Raw genomic sequence first — 15097 nt, 5'->3', positions numbered from 1 at the left:
TATCCTTCTCAGTAAAACCTTAACCTGTGATCCGGTTACTCGTCAGCAATGCTTGCCGGTGGCCAGTTTTCCAGGCGCATGCCCAGAGACAGACCACGTGAAGCCAGCACGTCTTTAATCTCGGTAAGAGATTTTTTACCCAGGTTAGGCGTTTTAAGCAGCTCAACCTCGGTACGCTGTACCAGATCACCGATATAGTGGATTGCTTCTGCCTTAAGGCAGTTAGCAGAGCGGACAGTCAATTCCAGATCGTCAACAGGGCGCAGCAGGATCGGATCGAATTCTGGTTTCTCTTCTTTCACTTCCGGCTGACGTACATCACGTAAGTCAACGAAAGCTTCCAGTTGTTCTGCCAGGATGGTTGCCGCACGACGAATCGCCTCTTCAGGATCGATTGTGCCGTTGGTTTCCATTTCGATGACCAGCTTGTCCAGGTCGGTACGCTGTTCTACACGCGCTGCTTCAACATTGTAGGCAATACGCTCTACAGGGCTGTAGCAGGCGTCGACCAACAGACGGCCGATCGGGCGCTCATCTTCTTCCGAATGAATTCGGGCAGAAGCCGGCACATAACCACGACCGCGCTGAACTTTGATACGCATGCTAATAGCTGCGTTCTCATCGGTCAGGTGGCAGATCACGTGCTGCGGCTTGACGATTTCGACATCACCATCATGGGTGATATCGGCTGCAGTCACAGGGCCAATGCCAGATTTATTCAGAGTAAGAACAACTTCATCTTTACCCTGAACTCTCACCGCCAGCCCTTTCAGGTTGAGCAGGATTTCCAGGATGTCTTCCTGAACGCCTTCTTTGGTGCTGTACTCATGCAGTACACCATCAATCTCAACCTCGGTCACCGCGCAACCCGGCATCGATGAGAGCAGAATACGGCGCAGTGCGTTACCCAGAGTGTGGCCAAAGCCACGCTCTAAAGGCTCAAGGGTCACCTTGGCGTGCGTCGAACTCACTTGCTCGATATCTACCAGGCGCGGTTTTAGAAACTCTGTCACAGAACCCTGCATTGTGTCCTCTCTTTGGTACTAAGCCTTACTTGGAGTAAAGCTCGACGATCAGGTGTTCGTTAATGTCCGCAGACAGATCAGAACGCTCCGGCTTACGCTTGAACGTGCCTTCCATCTTGCCAGCATCAACTTCCAGCCAGGTTGGCTTTTCACGCTGCTCAGCCAGCTCCAGAGCGGCTTTCACGCGAGACTGCTTTTTCGCTTTCTCACGAATGCTAACAACGTCATTCGGGTTAACCTGATAAGAAGCGATGTTAACAACACGACCGTTTACCATGATAGCCTTGTGGCTAACCAGCTGGCGTGCTTCAGCACGAGTGGCGCCAAAGCCCATACGGTATACAACGTTGTCCAGACGACCTTCCAGCAGACCCAACAGGTTTTCACCGGTGTTGCCTTTCAGACGAGCTGCATCTTTATAGTAGTTACGGAACTGACGCTCCAGCACGCCGTAGGTACGACGAACTTTCTGTTTTTCACGTAACTGAACACCATAGTCAGACAGACGCGGTTTACGCGCACCGTGCTGGCCAGGAGCTTGTTCAATTTTACACTTGGTATCGATCGCGCGAACGCCAGACTTAAGGAATAAGTCGGTGCCCTCACGACGGCTAAGCTTGAGCTTAGGACCCAAATATCTTGCCATTTTCTTTCTCCAACAAACCTAGAAATGAAGCGTTATACGCGACGTTTCTTCGGCGGACGACAACCGTTGTGGGGGATAGGAGTCACATCAGTAATATTAGTGATGCGGAAACCTGCGGCGTTCAGAGCACGAATGGTAGATTCGCGACCCGGACCCGGTCCCTTGACCATAACTTCCAGATTCTTGATGCCGTATTCTTTTACGGCTTCAGCGCAACGCTCTGCTGCAACCTGAGCTGCGAACGGAGTTGATTTGCGTGAACCACGGAAACCGGAACCACCGGCTGTTGCCCAACCCAGCGCATTACCCTGACGATCGGTAATAGTCACGATGGTGTTGTTGAAAGACGCATGGACATGAGCCACGCCGTCAGAGACTTGTTTTCTTACACGCTTGCGTGCACGAACTGGTGCCTTTGCCATTATTCAATCACCCCGATTATTTCTTGATCGGTTTACGCGGACCCTTACGGGTACGTGCGTTGGTCTTGGTACGCTGACCGCGAACCGGGAGACCACGACGATGGCGCAAACCACGATAGCAACCAAGGTCCATCAGACGCTTGATGCTAAGGGTAATTTCACGACGCAGGTCGCCTTCAACGACGAATTTACTTACTTCGTCACGCAGCGTTTCGATTTGTTCTTCAGACAGCTCTCTGATCTTAACATTCTCAGCGATCCCGGCAGAGGCGCAAATGGCCTTAGAACGGGTTTTGCCGATACCGAAAATTGCAGTTAATGCGATTACGGTATGTTTCTGATCAGGAATGTTAATGCCTGCTATACGGGCCACTATGCACTCCTACATTTTTATAAGTACGTTCCATACCGAAAAGCCCGTTTTCAGGATACTCAAATGGAAACGTACAGACATACAAAAGATTGGCTGGCTAATCTAGCCAGCTCAATCCAACTTTGCAAGAAAAATATGCGAAATAATCAGCCTTGGCGCTGTTTATGTTTCGGCTCGGCACTGCAAATCACACGGATGACACCATCACGCTTAACGATTTTGCAGTTACGGCATAATTTCTTGACGGAAGCACGAACTTTCATTTTTACTCTCCGTAACTTCTCGGGCGACCAGTTAGCGGCCGTAGCCTTTCAGGTTCGCCTTCTTCAATGCAGACTCGTACTGACTTGACATCATCAGAGTTTGCACTTGAGCCATAAAGTCCATTATCACGACAACAACGATAAGCAGGGACGTCCCACCGAAGTAGAACGGTACTTTCATTGCATCACGCATGAACTCCGGGATCAGGCAGATAAAGGTAATGTACATCGCACCAACCAGAGTCAGGCGGGTCATTACTTTATCGATATACTTTGCCGTTTGCTCTCCCGGACGAATTCCTGGTACAAATGCACCGGACTTCTTCAGGTTATCTGCTGTTTCACGCGGGTTGAAAACCAACGCCGTGTAGAAGAAACAGAAGAAGATGATTGCAGACGCATAGAGTAACACATAAAGCGGCTTTCCTGGCTCCAACAACTGTGAAATTGTTGTCAACCAGTTCCAACCGGTGCCGCCCCCGAACCATGATGTGATGGTCGCCGGAAACAGAATAATGCTGGATGCGAAAATAGCCGGGATAACCCCCGCCATGTTCACTTTCAGCGGTAAATGTGTGCTCTGCGCAGCATATACACGACGACCCTGCTGACGCTTCGCGTAGTTCACCACAATGCGGCGTTGACCACGTTCAACGAAAACAACAAAGAACGTCACTGCAAATACTAAGACTGCAACCAACAGCAACAGGAGGAAGTGCAGTTCGCCTAGACGTGCTTGCTCGATAGTATGGGCAATGGCCGGCGGGAGACCCGCAACGATACCGGCGAAGATAATGATCGAGATACCGTTACCGATACCACGCTCAGTAATCTGTTCGCCGAGCCACATCAGGAACATCGTCCCTGTGACCAGACTTACAACAGCAGTGAAATAGAATGCAAAGCCCGGATTCATCACCAGGCCCTGCATACCAGGCATATTCGGCAGACCGGTCGCAATACCGACCGACTGGAATATTGCCAGCACCAGAGTACCGTAGCGGGTGTACTGGCTGATCTTACGACGACCAGACTCCCCTTCTTTCTTTATTTCTGCCAGGGTGGGGTGAACCACCGTCAGCAGCTGGATAATAATCGACGCCGAAATATACGGCATGATACCCAGGGCAAAGATAGAAGCACGGCTGAGAGCACCACCAGAGAACATGTTAAACATTTCAATGATGGTGCCTTGCTGTTGCTCAAGCAGTTTGGCAAGTACAGCGGCATCGATACCAGGGATCGGAATGAAAGAACCAATGCGGAACACAATAAGTGCACCGATCACAAACAACAGTCTGCGCTTCAGTTCACCCAGCCCACCTTTGGCGCTTTGAAAATCTAATCCCGGTTGCTTAGCCATCTGCTACTTATTCCTCGATTTTACCGCCAGCAGCGTCAATCGCAGCACGAGCACCTTTAGATACGCGCAGGCCACGAACAGTTACCGGACGAGTTACTTCACCAGCCAGGATCACTTTCGCGAACTCGATCTGGATGCCGATAATGTTAGCCGCTTTCAGCGTATTCAGGTCTACAATATCGCCTTCCACTTTCGCCAGATCGGAGAGACGAATCTCTGCAGTGATCATAGCTTTACGTGAAGTGAAGCCGAATTTCGGCAGACGACGATACAGAGGCATCTGACCGCCCTCGAAACCGCGACGTACGCCACCGCCAGAACGAGAGTTCTGACCTTTGTGACCACGACCACCGGTTTTACCGAGGCCAGAACCGATACCACGACCCAGACGGCGACCCGCCTTTTTGGAGCCTTCGGCCGGAGACAGAGTATTTAAACGCATCTCTTACTCCTCAACTTTAACCATGAAGGAAACCGCGTTGACCATACCACGTACAGCGGGAGTATCTTCGCGCTCTACGGTGTGGCCAATACGACGCAGACCCAGGCCAAGCAGCGTTGCCTTGTGTTTCGGCAGACGACCGATTGCACTGCGGGTTTGAGTAATTTTAATAGTCTTTGCCATGGTTCTTACCCCAGAATTTCTTCAACGGATTTACCACGCTTGGCAGCGACCATTTCTGGAGAATTCATATTTTCCAGGCCATCGATAGTTGCACGAACCACGTTAATCGGGTTAGTAGAACCATACGCTTTAGCCAGAACGTTACGAACTCCAGCAACTTCCAGGACGGCGCGCATTGCACCACCGGCGATAATACCGGTACCTTCGGAAGCCGGCTGCATGAAGACACGAGAACCCGTGTGAGTACCCTTAACAGGGTGCTGCAGGGTGCCGTGGTTCAGCGCGACGTTAATCATGTTGCGACGGGCTTTTTCCATCGCTTTCTGGATCGCTGCTGGAACTTCACGCGCTTTACCGTAACCAAAACCAACGCGACCGTTACCATCGCCAACTACAGTCAGAGCTGTGAAGGAGAAAATACGACCACCTTTTACGGTTTTAGATACGCGGTTAACCGCGATCAGCTTTTCCTGCAGTTCGCCAGCTTGTTTTTCGATGTGAGCCATCTTACACCTCTACCTTAGAACTGAAGGCCAGCTTCACGGGCAGCATCTGCCAGTGCCTGGACACGACCATGATATTGGAACCCGGAACGGTCAAAGGAAACTACTTTGATCCCTTTTTCCAGAGCGCGTTCAGCAACAGCTTTACCCACAGCTGCAGCAGCGTCTTTGTTGCCGGTGTACTTCAATTGTTCAGTGATAGCTTTTTCTGCAGTAGAAGCAGCTACCAGAACTTCAGAACCGTTCGGTGCAATTACCTGTGCGTAAATATGACGCGGGGTACGATGTACCACCAGGCGAGTTGCACCAAGCTCCTGGAGCTTGCGGCGTGCGCGGGTCGCACGACGGATACGAGCAGATTTCTTATCCATAGTGTTACCTTACTTCTTCTTAGCCTCTTTGGTACGCACGACTTCGTCGGCGTAACGAACACCCTTGCCTTTGTAAGGCTCAGGACGACGGTAGGCGCGCAGATCTGCTGCAACCTGACCAACTACCTGCTTATCAGCGCCTTTCAGCACGATTTCAGTCTGAGTCGGACATTCTGCAGTGATACCGGCCGGCAGCGGATGCTCAACAGGGTGTGAGAAGCCAAGGGCCAGGCTCACAGAGTTCCCTTTGATCGCTGCGCGATAACCTACACCAACCAGCTGCAGCTTCTTAGTGAAGCCTTCGGTAACACCGACAACCATTGAGTTCAGCAGGGCACGCGCGGTACCAGCCTGAGCCCATCCGTCTACGTAACCAGTACGCGGACCGAAGGTCAGTGCATTATCTGCATGATTAACTTCAACAGCATCGTTGAGAGTACGAGTCAGCTCGCCGTTTTTACCTTTGATCGTAATAACCTGACCGTTGATTTTTACATCAACGCCGGCAGGAATAACGACCGGTGCTTTAGCAACACGAGACATTGTTATCCTCCGATTAGGCTACGTAGCAGATAATTTCGCCGCCAAGACCAGCCTGGCGCGCTGCACGATCAGTCATAACACCTTTAGAGGTAGAAACAACTGCGATACCCAGACCAGCCATAACCTTCGGCAGTTCGTCTTTGCGCTTGTAGATGCGCAGACCTGGGCGGCTAACACGCTGAATGCTTTCTACAACAGCTTTACCCTGGAAGTACTTAAGAGTCACTTCCAGTTCCGGCTTGGTGTCGCCTTCAACTTTGAAATCTTCAATAAAACCTTCTTCCTTCAGCACGTTGGCAATTGCCACTTTCAGCTTGGAGGAAGGCATGGTGACCGCAACTTTGTTCGCGGCCTGACCGTTACGGATACGGGTCAGCATATCCGCGATCGGATCTTGCATGCTCATCTGTCTTTACTCCCGTGATTCAATTGGTAATTACCAGCTAGCCTTTTTCAAGCCCGGTACTTCACCGCGCATAGCGGCTTCACGAAGCTTGATACGGCTCAACCCAAACTTGCCCACATAACCATGTGGACGACCTGTTTGACGGCAGCGGTTACGCTGACGAGACGGGCTGGAATCACGCGGCAGAGTTTGCAGCTTCAGAACAGCATTCCAACGATCTTCATCGGAAGCGTTCACATCAGAGATGATCGCCTTCAGTTCAGCGCGTTTCGCGAAGTACTTATCAGCTAAAGCTACGCGTTTTACTTCGCGTGCTTTCATTGATTGCTTTGCCATGATAGTAACCCTGGTTTACTTGCGGAACGGGAAGTCAAAGGCAGCCAGCAGAGCACGGCCTTCATCGTCAGATTTCGCAGTAGTGGTAATGGTAATATCCAAACCACGAACGCGATCGACTTTGTCGTAGTCGATTTCTGGGAAGATGATCTGCTCACGGACACCCATGCTGTAGTTACCACGGCCATCGAATGACTTAGCGGACAGGCCACGGAAGTCACGGATACGCGGTACAGCAATAGTGATCAGACGCTCAAGGAACTCCCACATGCGTTCGCCACGCAGAGTTACTTTACAGCCGATCGGATAGCCCTGACGGATTTTGAAGCCTGCAACAGATTTGCGTGCTTTGGTGATCAGCGGTTTTTGACCGGAGATTGCTGTCAGATCAGCTGCTGCGTTATCCAGCAGTTTCTTGTCAGCGATCGCTTCACCAACACCCATGTTCAGGGTGATCTTCTCGACCCGAGGGACTTGCATGACAGAATTGTAGTTAAACTCAGTCATGAGTTTCTTAACTACTTCGTCTTTGTAGTAATCATGCAGTTTCGCCATCGTACTACTCCAAATTACTTGATAGTTTCGCTGTTAGACTTGAAGAAACGGACTTTTTTGCCGTCTTCGAATCTAAAGCCTACACGGTCAGCCTTGCCGGTTGCCGCATTGAAGAGTGCAACGTTAGAAACCTGAATAGCAGCTTCTTTTTCAACGATGCCACCCGCCTGGTTCAGGGCCGGAACCGGCTTCTGATGTTTTTTTACCAGGTTGATGCCTTCAACAACGATTTTGCCGGAAGACAGAACATTTTTTACTTTACCGCGCTTACCTTTATCTTTACCGGTTAACACGATAACTTCGTCATCACGACGGATTTTAGCTGCCATGATTCGCTCCTTAGAGTACTTCTGGTGCCAGAGAGATAATTTTCATGAACTTTTCAGTACGAAGTTCACGAGTTACCGGCCCAAAGATACGCGTACCGATGGGCTGCTCGCTGTTATTGTTTAAAATAACGCATGCATTACCATCAAAGCGAATGACAGAACCGTCCGGGCGACGAACACCCTTCCTGGTGCGCACCACTACCGCCTTCAGCACATCACCTTTCTTGACCTTACCACGCGGAATTGCTTCTTTGATGGTGATCTTGATGATGTCGCCTACGCCTGCGTAGCGACGGTGCGAGCCACCCAGAACCTTGATACACATTACGCGACGTGCACCGGAGTTGTCGGCGACGGTCAGCATAGTCTGTTCTTGGATCATTTTAGTGCTCCGCTAATGTCAACTACTACTGAGACTCAATTTTCAGAGTCGTTAAAAAGCCCCATATCGAGGGCGCGGCATTATAACACCGGTTTTCGGATATGGGTAGAAAAAATAGACGGCCCATAGCTGGGCCGTCTATTTTATTTCAGAGAGGCTGTTCTGGATTACAGAACCGCTTTCTCTACAACGCGAACCAGAGTCCAGGACTTAGTCTTGGACAGCGGGCGGCATTCGCGGATGATAACCACGTCGCCGGTACCGCATTCGTTGTTCTCGTCATGTACGTGCAGTTTGGTCGTACGCTTGATGAATTTACCGTAGATCGGGTGTTTCACGAAACGTTCGATAGCTACAACAATGGATTTCTCCATTTTGTCACTAACAACACGACCTTGCAGAGTACGGATTTTATCGGTCATTACGCATCCGCCTTCTCAGTCAGTAAAGTCTTAACGCGTGCGACATCACGACGCACTTGCTTCAACAGGTGAGTCTGTTGCAGCTGGCCACTCGCTGCCTGCATACGCAGGTTGAACTGCTCACGCAGCAGATTCAGCAGCTCGGTGTTCAGCTCTTCAACGTTTTTCTCACGCAGCTCTTTAGCTTTCATTACATCACCGTCTTAGTTACAAAGGTGGTTTTGATAGGCAGTTTCGCTGCTGCCAGGCTGAAGGCTTCACGGGCCAGCTCTTCCGGAACACCGTCCATTTCATACAGGACTTTACCCGGTTGAATCAAGGCAACCCAATACTCCACGTTACCTTTACCTTTACCCATACGAACTTCCAGCGGCTTCTCGGTGATCGGTTTGTCCGGGAATACACGGATCCAGATCTTACCTTGACGCTTAACAGCACGGGTCATAGCACGACGTGCAGCTTCGATCTGACGTGCAGTCAGACGGCCACGGCCAACAGCTTTCAGACCGAAAGTGCCGAAGCTAACATCCGTACCCTGCGCCAGACCACGGTTGCGGCCTTTGTGCACTTTACGGAATTTTGTACGCTTTGGTTGTAACATCAGCGACGCTCCTTATTTACGGCCTTTACGCTGCTGCTTTTTAGGTTGAGCAGCCGGTTCCGGTTGTTCAACAGCAGCCATACCACCCAGGATCTCGCCTTTGAAGATCCATACCTTAACGCCGATTACACCGTAAGTGGTGTGCGCTTCAGAGGTGTTGTAGTCGATGTCAGCACGCAGTGTGTGCAACGGTACGCGACCTTCGCGGTACCATTCGGTACGTGCGATTTCCGCGCCGCCCAGACGGCCGCTAACTTCAACTTTAATACCTTTAGCGCCCAGACGCATGGCGTTCTGTACCGCACGCTTCATAGCACGACGGAACATCACACGACGCTCCAGCTGTGAAGTGATGCTGTCAGCAACCAGTTTTGCGTCCAGTTCAGGCTTACGAACTTCGGCGATGTTGATCTGAGCAGGAACGCCAGCGATATCCGCTACGACCTTACGCAGTTTCTCGACGTCTTCGCCTTTCTTACCGATAACGATACCCGGGCGAGCAGTGTGAATAGTCACACGGATGCTCTTAGCCGGACGCTCGATAACGATACGAGATACGGACGCCTTAGCCAGTTCCTTAGTCAGGAACTGACGGACTTTAAAATCGCTGTCCAGGTTGTCAGCGAATTCTTTGGTGTTCGCAAACCAGGTTGAGTTCCATGGTTTTACAATACCCAGGCGAATACCATTAGGATGTACTTTCTGACCCATTGCTAGTCTCCAGAGTCTCAGCGATCGGACACAACCACAGTAATGTGGCTGGTGCGCTTCAGGATGCGATCTGCACGACCTTTCGCACGCGGCATAATGCGCTTCATGCTCGGGCCTTCGTCTACGAAAATTTTCGTAATTTTCAGATCGTCAATGTCAGCGCCATCGTTGTGTTCAGCGTTAGCAATGGCAGATTCCAGTACTTTCTTGACCAATACCGCAGCTTTCTTGTTGGTATAGGTCAGGATGTCCAGGGCCTGCGACACTTTCTTACCGCGAATCAGGTCAGCAACAAGGCGAACCTTCTGAGCAGAAGAACGAGCATGGCGATGTTGAGCTAAAGTTTCCATCTCTTCCTCCTACCTTATTTCTTCTTCGCTTTTTTATCAGCAGCGTGGCCGCGATAAGTACGAGTCGGTGCGAATTCACCCAGTTTGTGACCAACCATTTCGTCGGAAACAAAGACTGGAACGTGCTGACGACCATTATGGACAGCGATGGTCAAACCGATCATGTTAGGAAAGATCGTTGAACGACGGGACCAAGTGCGCAGGGGCTTCTTGTCACCGCTTTCCACCGCTTTCTCTACCTTCTTCAGCAAGTGCAGGTCAATAAAAGGACCTTTCTTGAGAGAACGTGGCATGGCTTATCCTCTAATATTATTTGCTACGGCGACGTACGATAAATTTATCAGTACGCTTGTTGCTACGGGTCTTCTTACCTTTGGTCTGCAGGCCCCACGGGGATACCGGGTGCTTACCAAAGTTACGACCTTCACCACCACCATGTGGGTGATCGACCGGGTTCATCGCAGTACCGCGAACGGTAGGACGAACACCACGCCAGCGTGCAGCACCTGCTTTACCCAGAACGCGCAGCATATGCTCAGCATTGCCAACTTCGCCCAGAGTTGCGCGGCAGTCAGCTTCGACTTTGCGCATTTCGCCAGAACGCAGACGCAGGGTGACATAAGCACCATCGCGAGCAACGATCTGAACGTAGGTACCGGCTGAACGCGCCAGCTGACCGCCTTTACCTGGTTTCATTTCTACGTTATGAACGGTAGAACCAACCGGGATATTGCGCATCGGCAGGGTGTTACCCGCTTTGATCGCAGCATCAACGCCAGACTGAATCTGATCGCCAGCTTTCAGGCCTTTAGGGGCCAGGATGTAACGGCGCTCGCCGTCTTTGTACAGAACCAGCGCGATGTTCGCGGAGCGGTTCGGATCGTACTCAAGACGTTCAACAGTTGCCGGGATACCGTCTTTGTTGCGTTTGAAGTCAACAATACGGTAAGCCTGCTTGTGACCACCACCGATATGACGGGTAGTGATGCGACCATTGTTGTTACGGCCACCGGATTTGCTGTTTTTTTCTACCAGCGGGGCAAATGGTTTGCCCTTGTGCAGCTCCGCGTTTACCACTTTAACTACATGGCGACGACCCGGAGATGTCGGTTTACATTTAACAACTGCCATTGTTCTTCTCCTCCGACTTACTCAGCGCCGCCAACGAAGTCCAGATTCTGGCCTTCTTTCAGGGTGACGTAAGCTTTTTTCCAGTCGTTACGACGACCAATACGCTGTCCGGAACGTTTAACTTTCCCTTTAACAACCAGGGTGTTAACGACCTCTACTTCCACTTCGAAAAGTTTCTGTACAGCGGCTTTGATTTCTGATTTGGTCGCGTCTTTAGCAACTTTGAGAACGATGGTATTGGTTTTTTCCATCGCAGCAGACGCTTTTTCAGAAACGTGCGGTGCACGCAGCACCTTCAGCAGACGTTCTTCACGAATCATGCCAGCATCTCCTCAACTTGCTTAACCGCATCAGCAGTCATGACGACTTTGTCGAAGGCGATCAGGCTAACCGGGTCGATACCTGTTGCGTCGCGAACGTCAACCTTGTGCAGGTTACGTGCGGCCAGGAACAGATTTTCGTCCAGCTCACCGGTGATGATCAGCACATCTTCCAGAGCCATGTCTTTCAGTTTCTGAGCCAGAAGCTTAGTTTTCGGCGCTTCCAGAGAGAACTGCTCGACAACGATCAGACGATCCTGACGTACCAGTTCGGACAGGATGCTTTTCAGCGCGCCGCGGTACATCTTTTTGTTAACTTTTTGACTGTGGTCCTGCGGACGCGCAGCGAAAGTCACACCACCTGAACGCCAGATCGGGCTCTTGATAGAACCTGAACGCGCACGGCCGGTGCCTTTCTGGCGCCACGGCTTTTTACCAGAACCAGTTACTTCAGCACGGGTCTTCTGAGCACGAGTACCCTGACGAGCACCAGCTGCATAAGCTACAACAACCTGGTGTACCAGCGCTTCGTTGAAGTCACGGCCGAAGGTAGTTTCGGAAACAGTCAGCGCGCTCTGCGCGTCTTTCAATACTAATTCCATTGCTATCCCCTTACGCCTTCACAGCTGGTTTAACGATAAGGTCGCTACCGGTAGCACCCGGGACAGCACCTTTAACCAGCAGCAGGTTGCGCTCAGCGTCAACACGTACTACGTCCAGGCTCTGAACAGTTACACGTTCGTTGCCCAGCTGACCTGCCATCTTCTTGCCTTTGAACACTTTGCCCGGAGTCTGGTTCTGACCGATAGAACCCGGAACGCGGTGAGACAAGGAGTTACCGTGGGTAGCGTCCTGGGTACGGAAGTTCCAGCGCTTAACGGTACCGGCGAAACCTTTACCTTTAGAGGTACCGGTTACGTCAACTTTTTTAACTTCAGCAAACAGCTCAACGCTAATGTCCTGACCTACGGTGAACTCTTCGCCTTCTGACAGACGGAATTCCCACAGACCACGGCCAGCTTCAACGCCAGCTTTAGCGAAGTGACCCGCTTCCGGCTTGGTTACGCGGTTAGCTTTTTTAGCACCGGTGGTAACCTGAACAGCACGGTAGCCGTCGTTAGCCAGATCTTTAACCTGAGTAACGCGGTTTGCTTCAACTTCGATTACGGTTACTGGGATAGATACGCCATCTTCAGTGAAGATGCGGGTCATGCCCACTTTTTTACCGACTAAACCAATCATTGTTTCAACCTCTCAATCGCTCGATGACCTGATTAACCCAGGCTGATCTGCACGTCTACACCGGCAGCCAGATCCAGACGCATCAGAGCATCAACGGTTTTCTCAGTTGGCTCAACGATGTCAACCAGACGCTTGTGAGTGCGGATTTCGTACTGATCACGCGCGTCTTTATTGACGTGCGGGGAGATCAGAACGGTAAAGCGCTCTTTGCGGGTCGGCAGCGGGATCGGACCACGTACCTGCGCACCAGTGCGCTTGGCAGTCTCGACGATTTCGGCGGTTGATTGATCGATCAGACGATGATCAAACGCTTTAAGGCGGATACGGATTCTTTGGTTCTGCATGAGACCAGAGCTCCAATTATTTTATAAACGAAAATGACTACTTCTCGCACCCATTACGATTGATGGGGGAGCGTAATCGTTCTTACATAGTTCCCCAATTGGGAACATTGTTTGACGGCACAAGAAGACGCCGTCGGGTTCTGTCGAACCAGCGTGTCAATTACGACAAGCCCGCGCATTATACGCAAATCTGGAGTGGAAGCAAGGGGTGTTTATAATTCGGACACCCGTGAGTCGCTGCACGCCGCGCAAATAATCTGTCTCTGACAGCAACTCCCTGAAAAGCTTTCGAACGGGTACGCAGAGCAGGATTTTCCCGTTTGCACCCCGGAGCCATGGCGCAGAGTCTACACCAAAACCTTGCTGAGGAGCGCCGCGTGTTTCCCGACCTCTGTTTCTTCTTTCTCTACCTCATCTTTTGCCTGCTGCTTTGCCGCCAGGATATCGCCTATGGCCTGCTGCCCGACCGCTTCACCTGTCCTTTACTGTGGAGTGGGCTGCTCTGGCATCTCTGCTGTCGACCGCAGCGACTTGATGCTGCCGTATGGGGAGCCATCGCCGGCTACGCGGGGTTGGCTTTTATCTACTGGGCATACCGCCTGCTGCGGCGGCGTGAGGGGCTCGGCTATGGCGATGTCAAATTTCTGGCCGCGCTCGGGGCCTGGCACGGCTGGGCATTGCTCCCTCAATTAGTGGTCATTGCCACTTTACTGGCCGGTATGCTCCTGGCTTTTCGCCTGTGCTGGCGGGGCAAACTCGAGACATTAAAAAACCCGCTGCCCTTTGGCCCTTTTCTGGCCGCAGCGGGTTTGCTCACACTCGGACAAACCGTGAGTGGTACGCCGTTTACTCTACTTTGATCTGCGACTGCAGGTAGTTCTGCAAACCAATCTTCGAAATCAGGTCCAGTTCGGTTTCCAGCCAGTCGATGTGGTGTTCTTCTTCCGCGAGAATTTCAATCATCATATCGCGGCTGACATAGTCATGTACGCTGTCGGCGTAGGCGATAGCTTCACGTAGATCCTTCGCGCCTTCGAGTTCCAGCTTGAGATCGGACTGGAACATCTCCTCAACGTCTTCACCGATATACAGTTTGCCGAGGTCCTGCAGGTTAGGAATGCCTTCAAGGAACAAAATACGCTCGATGTACTTATCGGCGTGCTTCATTTCATCAATGGATTCATGGTACTCGACATCGTTGAGGCGCATCAGGCCCCAGTTTTTGAACATTCTTGCATGGAGAAAATACTGATTGATTGCGACAAGCTCATTTCCCAATAATTTATTGAGATAATTTATGATTTTAACATCACCTTTCATTATATAGTCCCTCCGCTTCCACTTATTGAAGCGTAGATGGGGCTACGGGGATGTCAAAAAAAAGAAGGCTGCCTCAGGCGATCTCTTTATATTCCGGGATCTGAGTTAATTCATCCTGCATAATTTCACGCGCGGCACGAATGCATTTACCACATTGATTTCCAACGGGAATAAACTTGCGGAGCTGCTGAAAGGACTGGGGATTGAACTGGCGCACGGCCTGGCGGATTTTTTTATCACTCACACCATTACACAAACAAACGTACATGATGACTCCCGTTTAATTTCTGCACAAAGTGTAAATGAGAATAATTATAATTACAATAGCGAAAACCAGTACAAAATATAACTACGGGAAAGATAAGTAAATTTCGGGCAATAAAAAAGGGCGCCGAAGCGCCCTTTTCAAATTAACGCTAATTAAGCGATAACTTTAGCAACAACGCCCGCACCAACAGTACGGCCGCCTTCACGGATTGCGAAACGCAGACCGTCGTCCATCGCGATCGGGTGG

30 protein-coding genes and 1 pseudogene are annotated in these 15097 nt (G+C 51.0%); 1 reads left to right on the top strand and 30 read right to left on the bottom strand.

The window, feature by feature from the left end; genetic code table 11:
- Positions 1–35: 35 nt before the first annotated feature.
- The 27 genes from EDF81_RS23630 to rpsJ form a co-directional block, all read right to left on the bottom strand.
- The gene (locus EDF81_RS23630) at positions 36–1025 is read right to left on the bottom strand and encodes a DNA-directed RNA polymerase subunit alpha (RefSeq protein ID WP_067709958.1); all 990 of its coding nucleotides are present in this window, start codon (positions 1023–1025) and stop codon (positions 36–38) included.
- Between the two features lie 25 nt (positions 1026–1050).
- Positions 1051–1671: a 30S ribosomal protein S4 gene (rpsD, locus tag EDF81_RS23625; protein ID WP_123350631.1), complete on the bottom strand. Its 621-nt coding sequence runs from the start codon at positions 1669–1671 to the stop codon at positions 1051–1053.
- Positions 1672–1703: 32 nt separating this feature from the next.
- A complete protein-coding gene (gene rpsK, locus EDF81_RS23620; protein ID WP_004138423.1) occupies positions 1704–2093 on the bottom strand; it encodes a 30S ribosomal protein S11 in 390 nt (129 codons plus the stop codon).
- Between the two features lie 16 nt (positions 2094–2109).
- Positions 2110–2466: a 30S ribosomal protein S13 gene (gene rpsM, locus EDF81_RS23615; RefSeq protein WP_123350629.1), complete on the bottom strand. Its 357-nt coding sequence runs from the start codon at positions 2464–2466 to the stop codon at positions 2110–2112.
- A gap of 146 nt (positions 2467–2612) precedes the next feature.
- Entirely contained in the window at positions 2613–2729 is a 117-nt protein-coding gene (gene rpmJ, locus EDF81_RS23610; protein ID WP_000868187.1) for a 50S ribosomal protein L36, read from the bottom strand.
- Between the two features lie 31 nt (positions 2730–2760).
- Entirely contained in the window at positions 2761–4092 is a 1332-nt protein-coding gene (secY, locus tag EDF81_RS23605; RefSeq protein WP_123350627.1) for a preprotein translocase subunit SecY, read from the bottom strand.
- A 7-nt stretch (positions 4093–4099) separates the two neighbouring features.
- Positions 4100–4534, bottom strand: a complete 435-nt coding sequence (gene rplO, locus EDF81_RS23600; RefSeq protein ID WP_123350625.1) for a 50S ribosomal protein L15 — start codon at positions 4532–4534, stop codon at positions 4100–4102.
- Positions 4535–4537: 3 nt separating this feature from the next.
- The gene (gene rpmD, locus EDF81_RS23595) at positions 4538–4717 is read right to left on the bottom strand and encodes a 50S ribosomal protein L30 (RefSeq protein ID WP_001140434.1); all 180 of its coding nucleotides are present in this window, start codon (positions 4715–4717) and stop codon (positions 4538–4540) included.
- 5 nt (positions 4718–4722) lie between these two features.
- Positions 4723–5223, bottom strand: coding sequence for a 30S ribosomal protein S5 (gene rpsE, locus EDF81_RS23590; RefSeq protein WP_049847029.1), 501 nt, complete (start codon positions 5221–5223; stop codon positions 4723–4725).
- A 14-nt stretch (positions 5224–5237) separates the two neighbouring features.
- Positions 5238–5591 (bottom strand): 50S ribosomal protein L18, encoded by a 354-nt coding sequence (rplR, locus tag EDF81_RS23585; RefSeq protein ID WP_123350623.1) that lies wholly within the window; start codon positions 5589–5591, stop codon positions 5238–5240.
- A gap of 9 nt (positions 5592–5600) precedes the next feature.
- The gene (rplF, locus tag EDF81_RS23580) at positions 5601–6134 is read right to left on the bottom strand and encodes a 50S ribosomal protein L6 (protein WP_123350621.1); all 534 of its coding nucleotides are present in this window, start codon (positions 6132–6134) and stop codon (positions 5601–5603) included.
- 13 nt (positions 6135–6147) lie between these two features.
- Positions 6148–6540 carry a 30S ribosomal protein S8 gene (gene rpsH / locus EDF81_RS23575; RefSeq protein WP_123350619.1) on the bottom strand — a complete coding sequence of 131 codons (393 nt, stop codon included), beginning with the start codon at positions 6538–6540 and terminating at the stop codon, positions 6148–6150.
- Between the two features lie 30 nt (positions 6541–6570).
- Positions 6571–6876 (bottom strand): 30S ribosomal protein S14, encoded by a 306-nt coding sequence (gene rpsN, locus EDF81_RS23570; RefSeq protein ID WP_012135425.1) that lies wholly within the window; start codon positions 6874–6876, stop codon positions 6571–6573.
- A 15-nt stretch (positions 6877–6891) separates the two neighbouring features.
- Positions 6892–7431 carry a 50S ribosomal protein L5 gene (gene rplE / locus EDF81_RS23565; protein ID WP_008457169.1) on the bottom strand — a complete coding sequence of 180 codons (540 nt, stop codon included), beginning with the start codon at positions 7429–7431 and terminating at the stop codon, positions 6892–6894.
- A gap of 14 nt (positions 7432–7445) precedes the next feature.
- Positions 7446–7760 carry a 50S ribosomal protein L24 gene (gene rplX, locus EDF81_RS23560; RefSeq protein WP_123350617.1) on the bottom strand — a complete coding sequence of 105 codons (315 nt, stop codon included), beginning with the start codon at positions 7758–7760 and terminating at the stop codon, positions 7446–7448.
- A 10-nt stretch (positions 7761–7770) separates the two neighbouring features.
- Positions 7771–8142 carry a 50S ribosomal protein L14 gene (rplN, locus tag EDF81_RS23555; protein ID WP_015960712.1) on the bottom strand — a complete coding sequence of 124 codons (372 nt, stop codon included), beginning with the start codon at positions 8140–8142 and terminating at the stop codon, positions 7771–7773.
- A gap of 167 nt (positions 8143–8309) precedes the next feature.
- Entirely contained in the window at positions 8310–8564 is a 255-nt protein-coding gene (gene rpsQ, locus EDF81_RS23550) for a 30S ribosomal protein S17 (protein ID WP_123350615.1), read from the bottom strand.
- Entirely contained in the window at positions 8564–8755 is a 192-nt protein-coding gene (gene rpmC / locus EDF81_RS23545; protein ID WP_123350613.1) for a 50S ribosomal protein L29, read from the bottom strand. Before rpmC ends, rpsQ begins: the two co-directional genes overlap by 1 nt.
- The gene (gene rplP / locus EDF81_RS23540) at positions 8755–9165 is read right to left on the bottom strand and encodes a 50S ribosomal protein L16 (protein ID WP_004926449.1); all 411 of its coding nucleotides are present in this window, start codon (positions 9163–9165) and stop codon (positions 8755–8757) included. The genes rpmC and rplP overlap by 1 nt, the downstream gene beginning before the upstream one ends.
- A 12-nt stretch (positions 9166–9177) precedes the next feature.
- Complete coding sequence (gene rpsC, locus EDF81_RS23535) at positions 9178–9876, bottom strand: 30S ribosomal protein S3 (protein WP_002919766.1); 699 nt, start codon at positions 9874–9876, stop codon at positions 9178–9180.
- Between the two features lie 17 nt (positions 9877–9893).
- Entirely contained in the window at positions 9894–10226 is a 333-nt protein-coding gene (rplV, locus tag EDF81_RS23530) for a 50S ribosomal protein L22 (protein ID WP_032938700.1), read from the bottom strand.
- A 14-nt stretch (positions 10227–10240) separates the two neighbouring features.
- Positions 10241–10519, bottom strand: coding sequence for a 30S ribosomal protein S19 (gene rpsS, locus EDF81_RS23525; protein WP_001138115.1), 279 nt, complete (start codon positions 10517–10519; stop codon positions 10241–10243).
- A gap of 16 nt (positions 10520–10535) precedes the next feature.
- Complete coding sequence (gene rplB / locus EDF81_RS23520; protein ID WP_123350611.1) at positions 10536–11357, bottom strand: 50S ribosomal protein L2; 822 nt, start codon at positions 11355–11357, stop codon at positions 10536–10538.
- 17 nt (positions 11358–11374) lie between these two features.
- Positions 11375–11677 (bottom strand): 50S ribosomal protein L23, encoded by a 303-nt coding sequence (rplW, locus tag EDF81_RS23515; RefSeq protein WP_039487902.1) that lies wholly within the window; start codon positions 11675–11677, stop codon positions 11375–11377.
- Positions 11674–12279, bottom strand: coding sequence for a 50S ribosomal protein L4 (gene rplD / locus EDF81_RS23510; RefSeq protein ID WP_123350609.1), 606 nt, complete (start codon positions 12277–12279; stop codon positions 11674–11676). Before rplD ends, rplW begins: the two co-directional genes overlap by 4 nt.
- A 10-nt stretch (positions 12280–12289) precedes the next feature.
- The gene (gene rplC / locus EDF81_RS23505) at positions 12290–12919 is read right to left on the bottom strand and encodes a 50S ribosomal protein L3 (RefSeq protein ID WP_123350607.1); all 630 of its coding nucleotides are present in this window, start codon (positions 12917–12919) and stop codon (positions 12290–12292) included.
- Between the two features lie 32 nt (positions 12920–12951).
- A complete protein-coding gene (gene rpsJ / locus EDF81_RS23500) occupies positions 12952–13263 on the bottom strand; it encodes a 30S ribosomal protein S10 (protein WP_001181005.1) in 312 nt (103 codons plus the stop codon).
- 335 nt (positions 13264–13598) lie between these two features.
- Between rpsJ and EDF81_RS23495 the strand changes: the two genes are divergently transcribed.
- Positions 13599–14123, top strand: coding sequence for an A24 family peptidase (locus EDF81_RS23495; RefSeq protein WP_123350605.1), 525 nt, complete (start codon positions 13599–13601; stop codon positions 14121–14123).
- Here the strand turns inward: EDF81_RS23495 and bfr are convergent.
- From bfr to EDF81_RS23480, 3 genes and pseudogenes are all read right to left on the bottom strand, one after another.
- Complete coding sequence (gene bfr, locus EDF81_RS23490) at positions 14110–14583, bottom strand: bacterioferritin (RefSeq protein ID WP_123350603.1); 474 nt, start codon at positions 14581–14583, stop codon at positions 14110–14112. The genes EDF81_RS23495 and bfr overlap by 14 nt on opposite strands.
- A gap of 73 nt (positions 14584–14656) precedes the next feature.
- Positions 14657–14851, bottom strand: a complete 195-nt coding sequence (bfd, locus tag EDF81_RS23485; protein WP_123350601.1) for a bacterioferritin-associated ferredoxin — start codon at positions 14849–14851, stop codon at positions 14657–14659.
- 152 nt (positions 14852–15003) lie between these two features.
- A pseudogene (locus tag EDF81_RS23480) lies at positions 15004–15097 on the bottom strand (elongation factor Tu); the annotation flags it as partial.

The sequence above is a fragment of the Enterobacter sp. BIGb0383 genome, from assembly GCF_003751845.1.
Taxonomy (GTDB): domain Bacteria; phylum Pseudomonadota; class Gammaproteobacteria; order Enterobacterales; family Enterobacteriaceae; genus BIGb0383.
The sequence above is the reverse complement of the archived record's forward strand: the minus strand, read 5'-3'. Positions and strand labels throughout refer to the sequence as shown.

Excerpts from the sequence above, each read along its gene's own strand:
- rplW (WP_039487902.1), bottom strand. The coding sequence starts at position 11,677 with ATGATTCGTGAAGAACGTCTGCTGAAGGTGCTGCGTGCACCGCACGTT.
- secY (WP_123350627.1), bottom strand. The coding sequence starts at position 4,092 with ATGGCTAAGCAACCGGGATTAGATTTTCAAAGCGCCAAAGGTGGGCTG.
- rpsK (WP_004138423.1), bottom strand. The coding sequence starts at position 2,093 with ATGGCAAAGGCACCAGTTCGTGCACGCAAGCGTGTAAGAAAACAAGTC.
- rpsD (WP_123350631.1), bottom strand. The coding sequence starts at position 1,671 with ATGGCAAGATATTTGGGTCCTAAGCTCAAGCTTAGCCGTCGTGAGGGC.
- rplV (WP_032938700.1), bottom strand. The coding sequence starts at position 10,226 with ATGGAAACTTTAGCTCAACATCGCCATGCTCGTTCTTCTGCTCAGAAG.
- rplB (WP_123350611.1), bottom strand. The coding sequence starts at position 11,357 with ATGGCAGTTGTTAAATGTAAACCGACATCTCCGGGTCGTCGCCATGTA.
- rplN (WP_015960712.1), bottom strand. The coding sequence starts at position 8,142 with ATGATCCAAGAACAGACTATGCTGACCGTCGCCGACAACTCCGGTGCA.
- rpsQ (WP_123350615.1), bottom strand. The coding sequence starts at position 8,564 with ATGACCGATAAAATCCGTACTCTGCAAGGTCGTGTTGTTAGTGACAAA.
- rplX (WP_123350617.1), bottom strand. The coding sequence starts at position 7,760 with ATGGCAGCTAAAATCCGTCGTGATGACGAAGTTATCGTGTTAACCGGT.
- rpmJ (WP_000868187.1), bottom strand. The coding sequence starts at position 2,729 with ATGAAAGTTCGTGCTTCCGTCAAGAAATTATGCCGTAACTGCAAAATC.
- bfd (WP_123350601.1), bottom strand. The coding sequence starts at position 14,851 with ATGTACGTTTGTTTGTGTAATGGTGTGAGTGATAAAAAAATCCGCCAG.
- rpsH (WP_123350619.1), bottom strand. The coding sequence starts at position 6,540 with ATGAGCATGCAAGATCCGATCGCGGATATGCTGACCCGTATCCGTAAC.
- rpsJ (WP_001181005.1), bottom strand. The coding sequence starts at position 13,263 with ATGCAGAACCAAAGAATCCGTATCCGCCTTAAAGCGTTTGATCATCGT.
- rplP (WP_004926449.1), bottom strand. The coding sequence starts at position 9,165 with ATGTTACAACCAAAGCGTACAAAATTCCGTAAAGTGCACAAAGGCCGC.
- rpmD (WP_001140434.1), bottom strand. The coding sequence starts at position 4,717 with ATGGCAAAGACTATTAAAATTACTCAAACCCGCAGTGCAATCGGTCGT.
- rpsN (WP_012135425.1), bottom strand. The coding sequence starts at position 6,876 with ATGGCAAAGCAATCAATGAAAGCACGCGAAGTAAAACGCGTAGCTTTA.
- rpsE (WP_049847029.1), bottom strand. The coding sequence starts at position 5,223 with ATGGCTCACATCGAAAAACAAGCTGGCGAACTGCAGGAAAAGCTGATC.
- rplO (WP_123350625.1), bottom strand. The coding sequence starts at position 4,534 with ATGCGTTTAAATACTCTGTCTCCGGCCGAAGGCTCCAAAAAGGCGGGT.
- rpsC (WP_002919766.1), bottom strand. The coding sequence starts at position 9,876 with ATGGGTCAGAAAGTACATCCTAATGGTATTCGCCTGGGTATTGTAAAA.
- rplE (WP_008457169.1), bottom strand. The coding sequence starts at position 7,431 with ATGGCGAAACTGCATGATTACTACAAAGACGAAGTAGTTAAGAAACTC.
- rplF (WP_123350621.1), bottom strand. The coding sequence starts at position 6,134 with ATGTCTCGTGTTGCTAAAGCACCGGTCGTTATTCCTGCCGGCGTTGAT.
- bfr (WP_123350603.1), bottom strand. The coding sequence starts at position 14,583 with ATGAAAGGTGATGTTAAAATCATAAATTATCTCAATAAATTATTGGGA.
- EDF81_RS23630 (WP_067709958.1), bottom strand. The coding sequence starts at position 1,025 with ATGCAGGGTTCTGTGACAGAGTTTCTAAAACCGCGCCTGGTAGATATC.
- rpmC (WP_123350613.1), bottom strand. The coding sequence starts at position 8,755 with ATGAAAGCTAAAGAGCTGCGTGAGAAAAACGTTGAAGAGCTGAACACC.
- rpsS (WP_001138115.1), bottom strand. The coding sequence starts at position 10,519 with ATGCCACGTTCTCTCAAGAAAGGTCCTTTTATTGACCTGCACTTGCTG.
- rplD (WP_123350609.1), bottom strand. The coding sequence starts at position 12,279 with ATGGAATTAGTATTGAAAGACGCGCAGAGCGCGCTGACTGTTTCCGAA.
- EDF81_RS23495 (WP_123350605.1), top strand. The coding sequence starts at position 13,599 with ATGGCGCAGAGTCTACACCAAAACCTTGCTGAGGAGCGCCGCGTGTTT.
- rplC (WP_123350607.1), bottom strand. The coding sequence starts at position 12,919 with ATGATTGGTTTAGTCGGTAAAAAAGTGGGCATGACCCGCATCTTCACT.
- rplR (WP_123350623.1), bottom strand. The coding sequence starts at position 5,591 with ATGGATAAGAAATCTGCTCGTATCCGTCGTGCGACCCGCGCACGCCGC.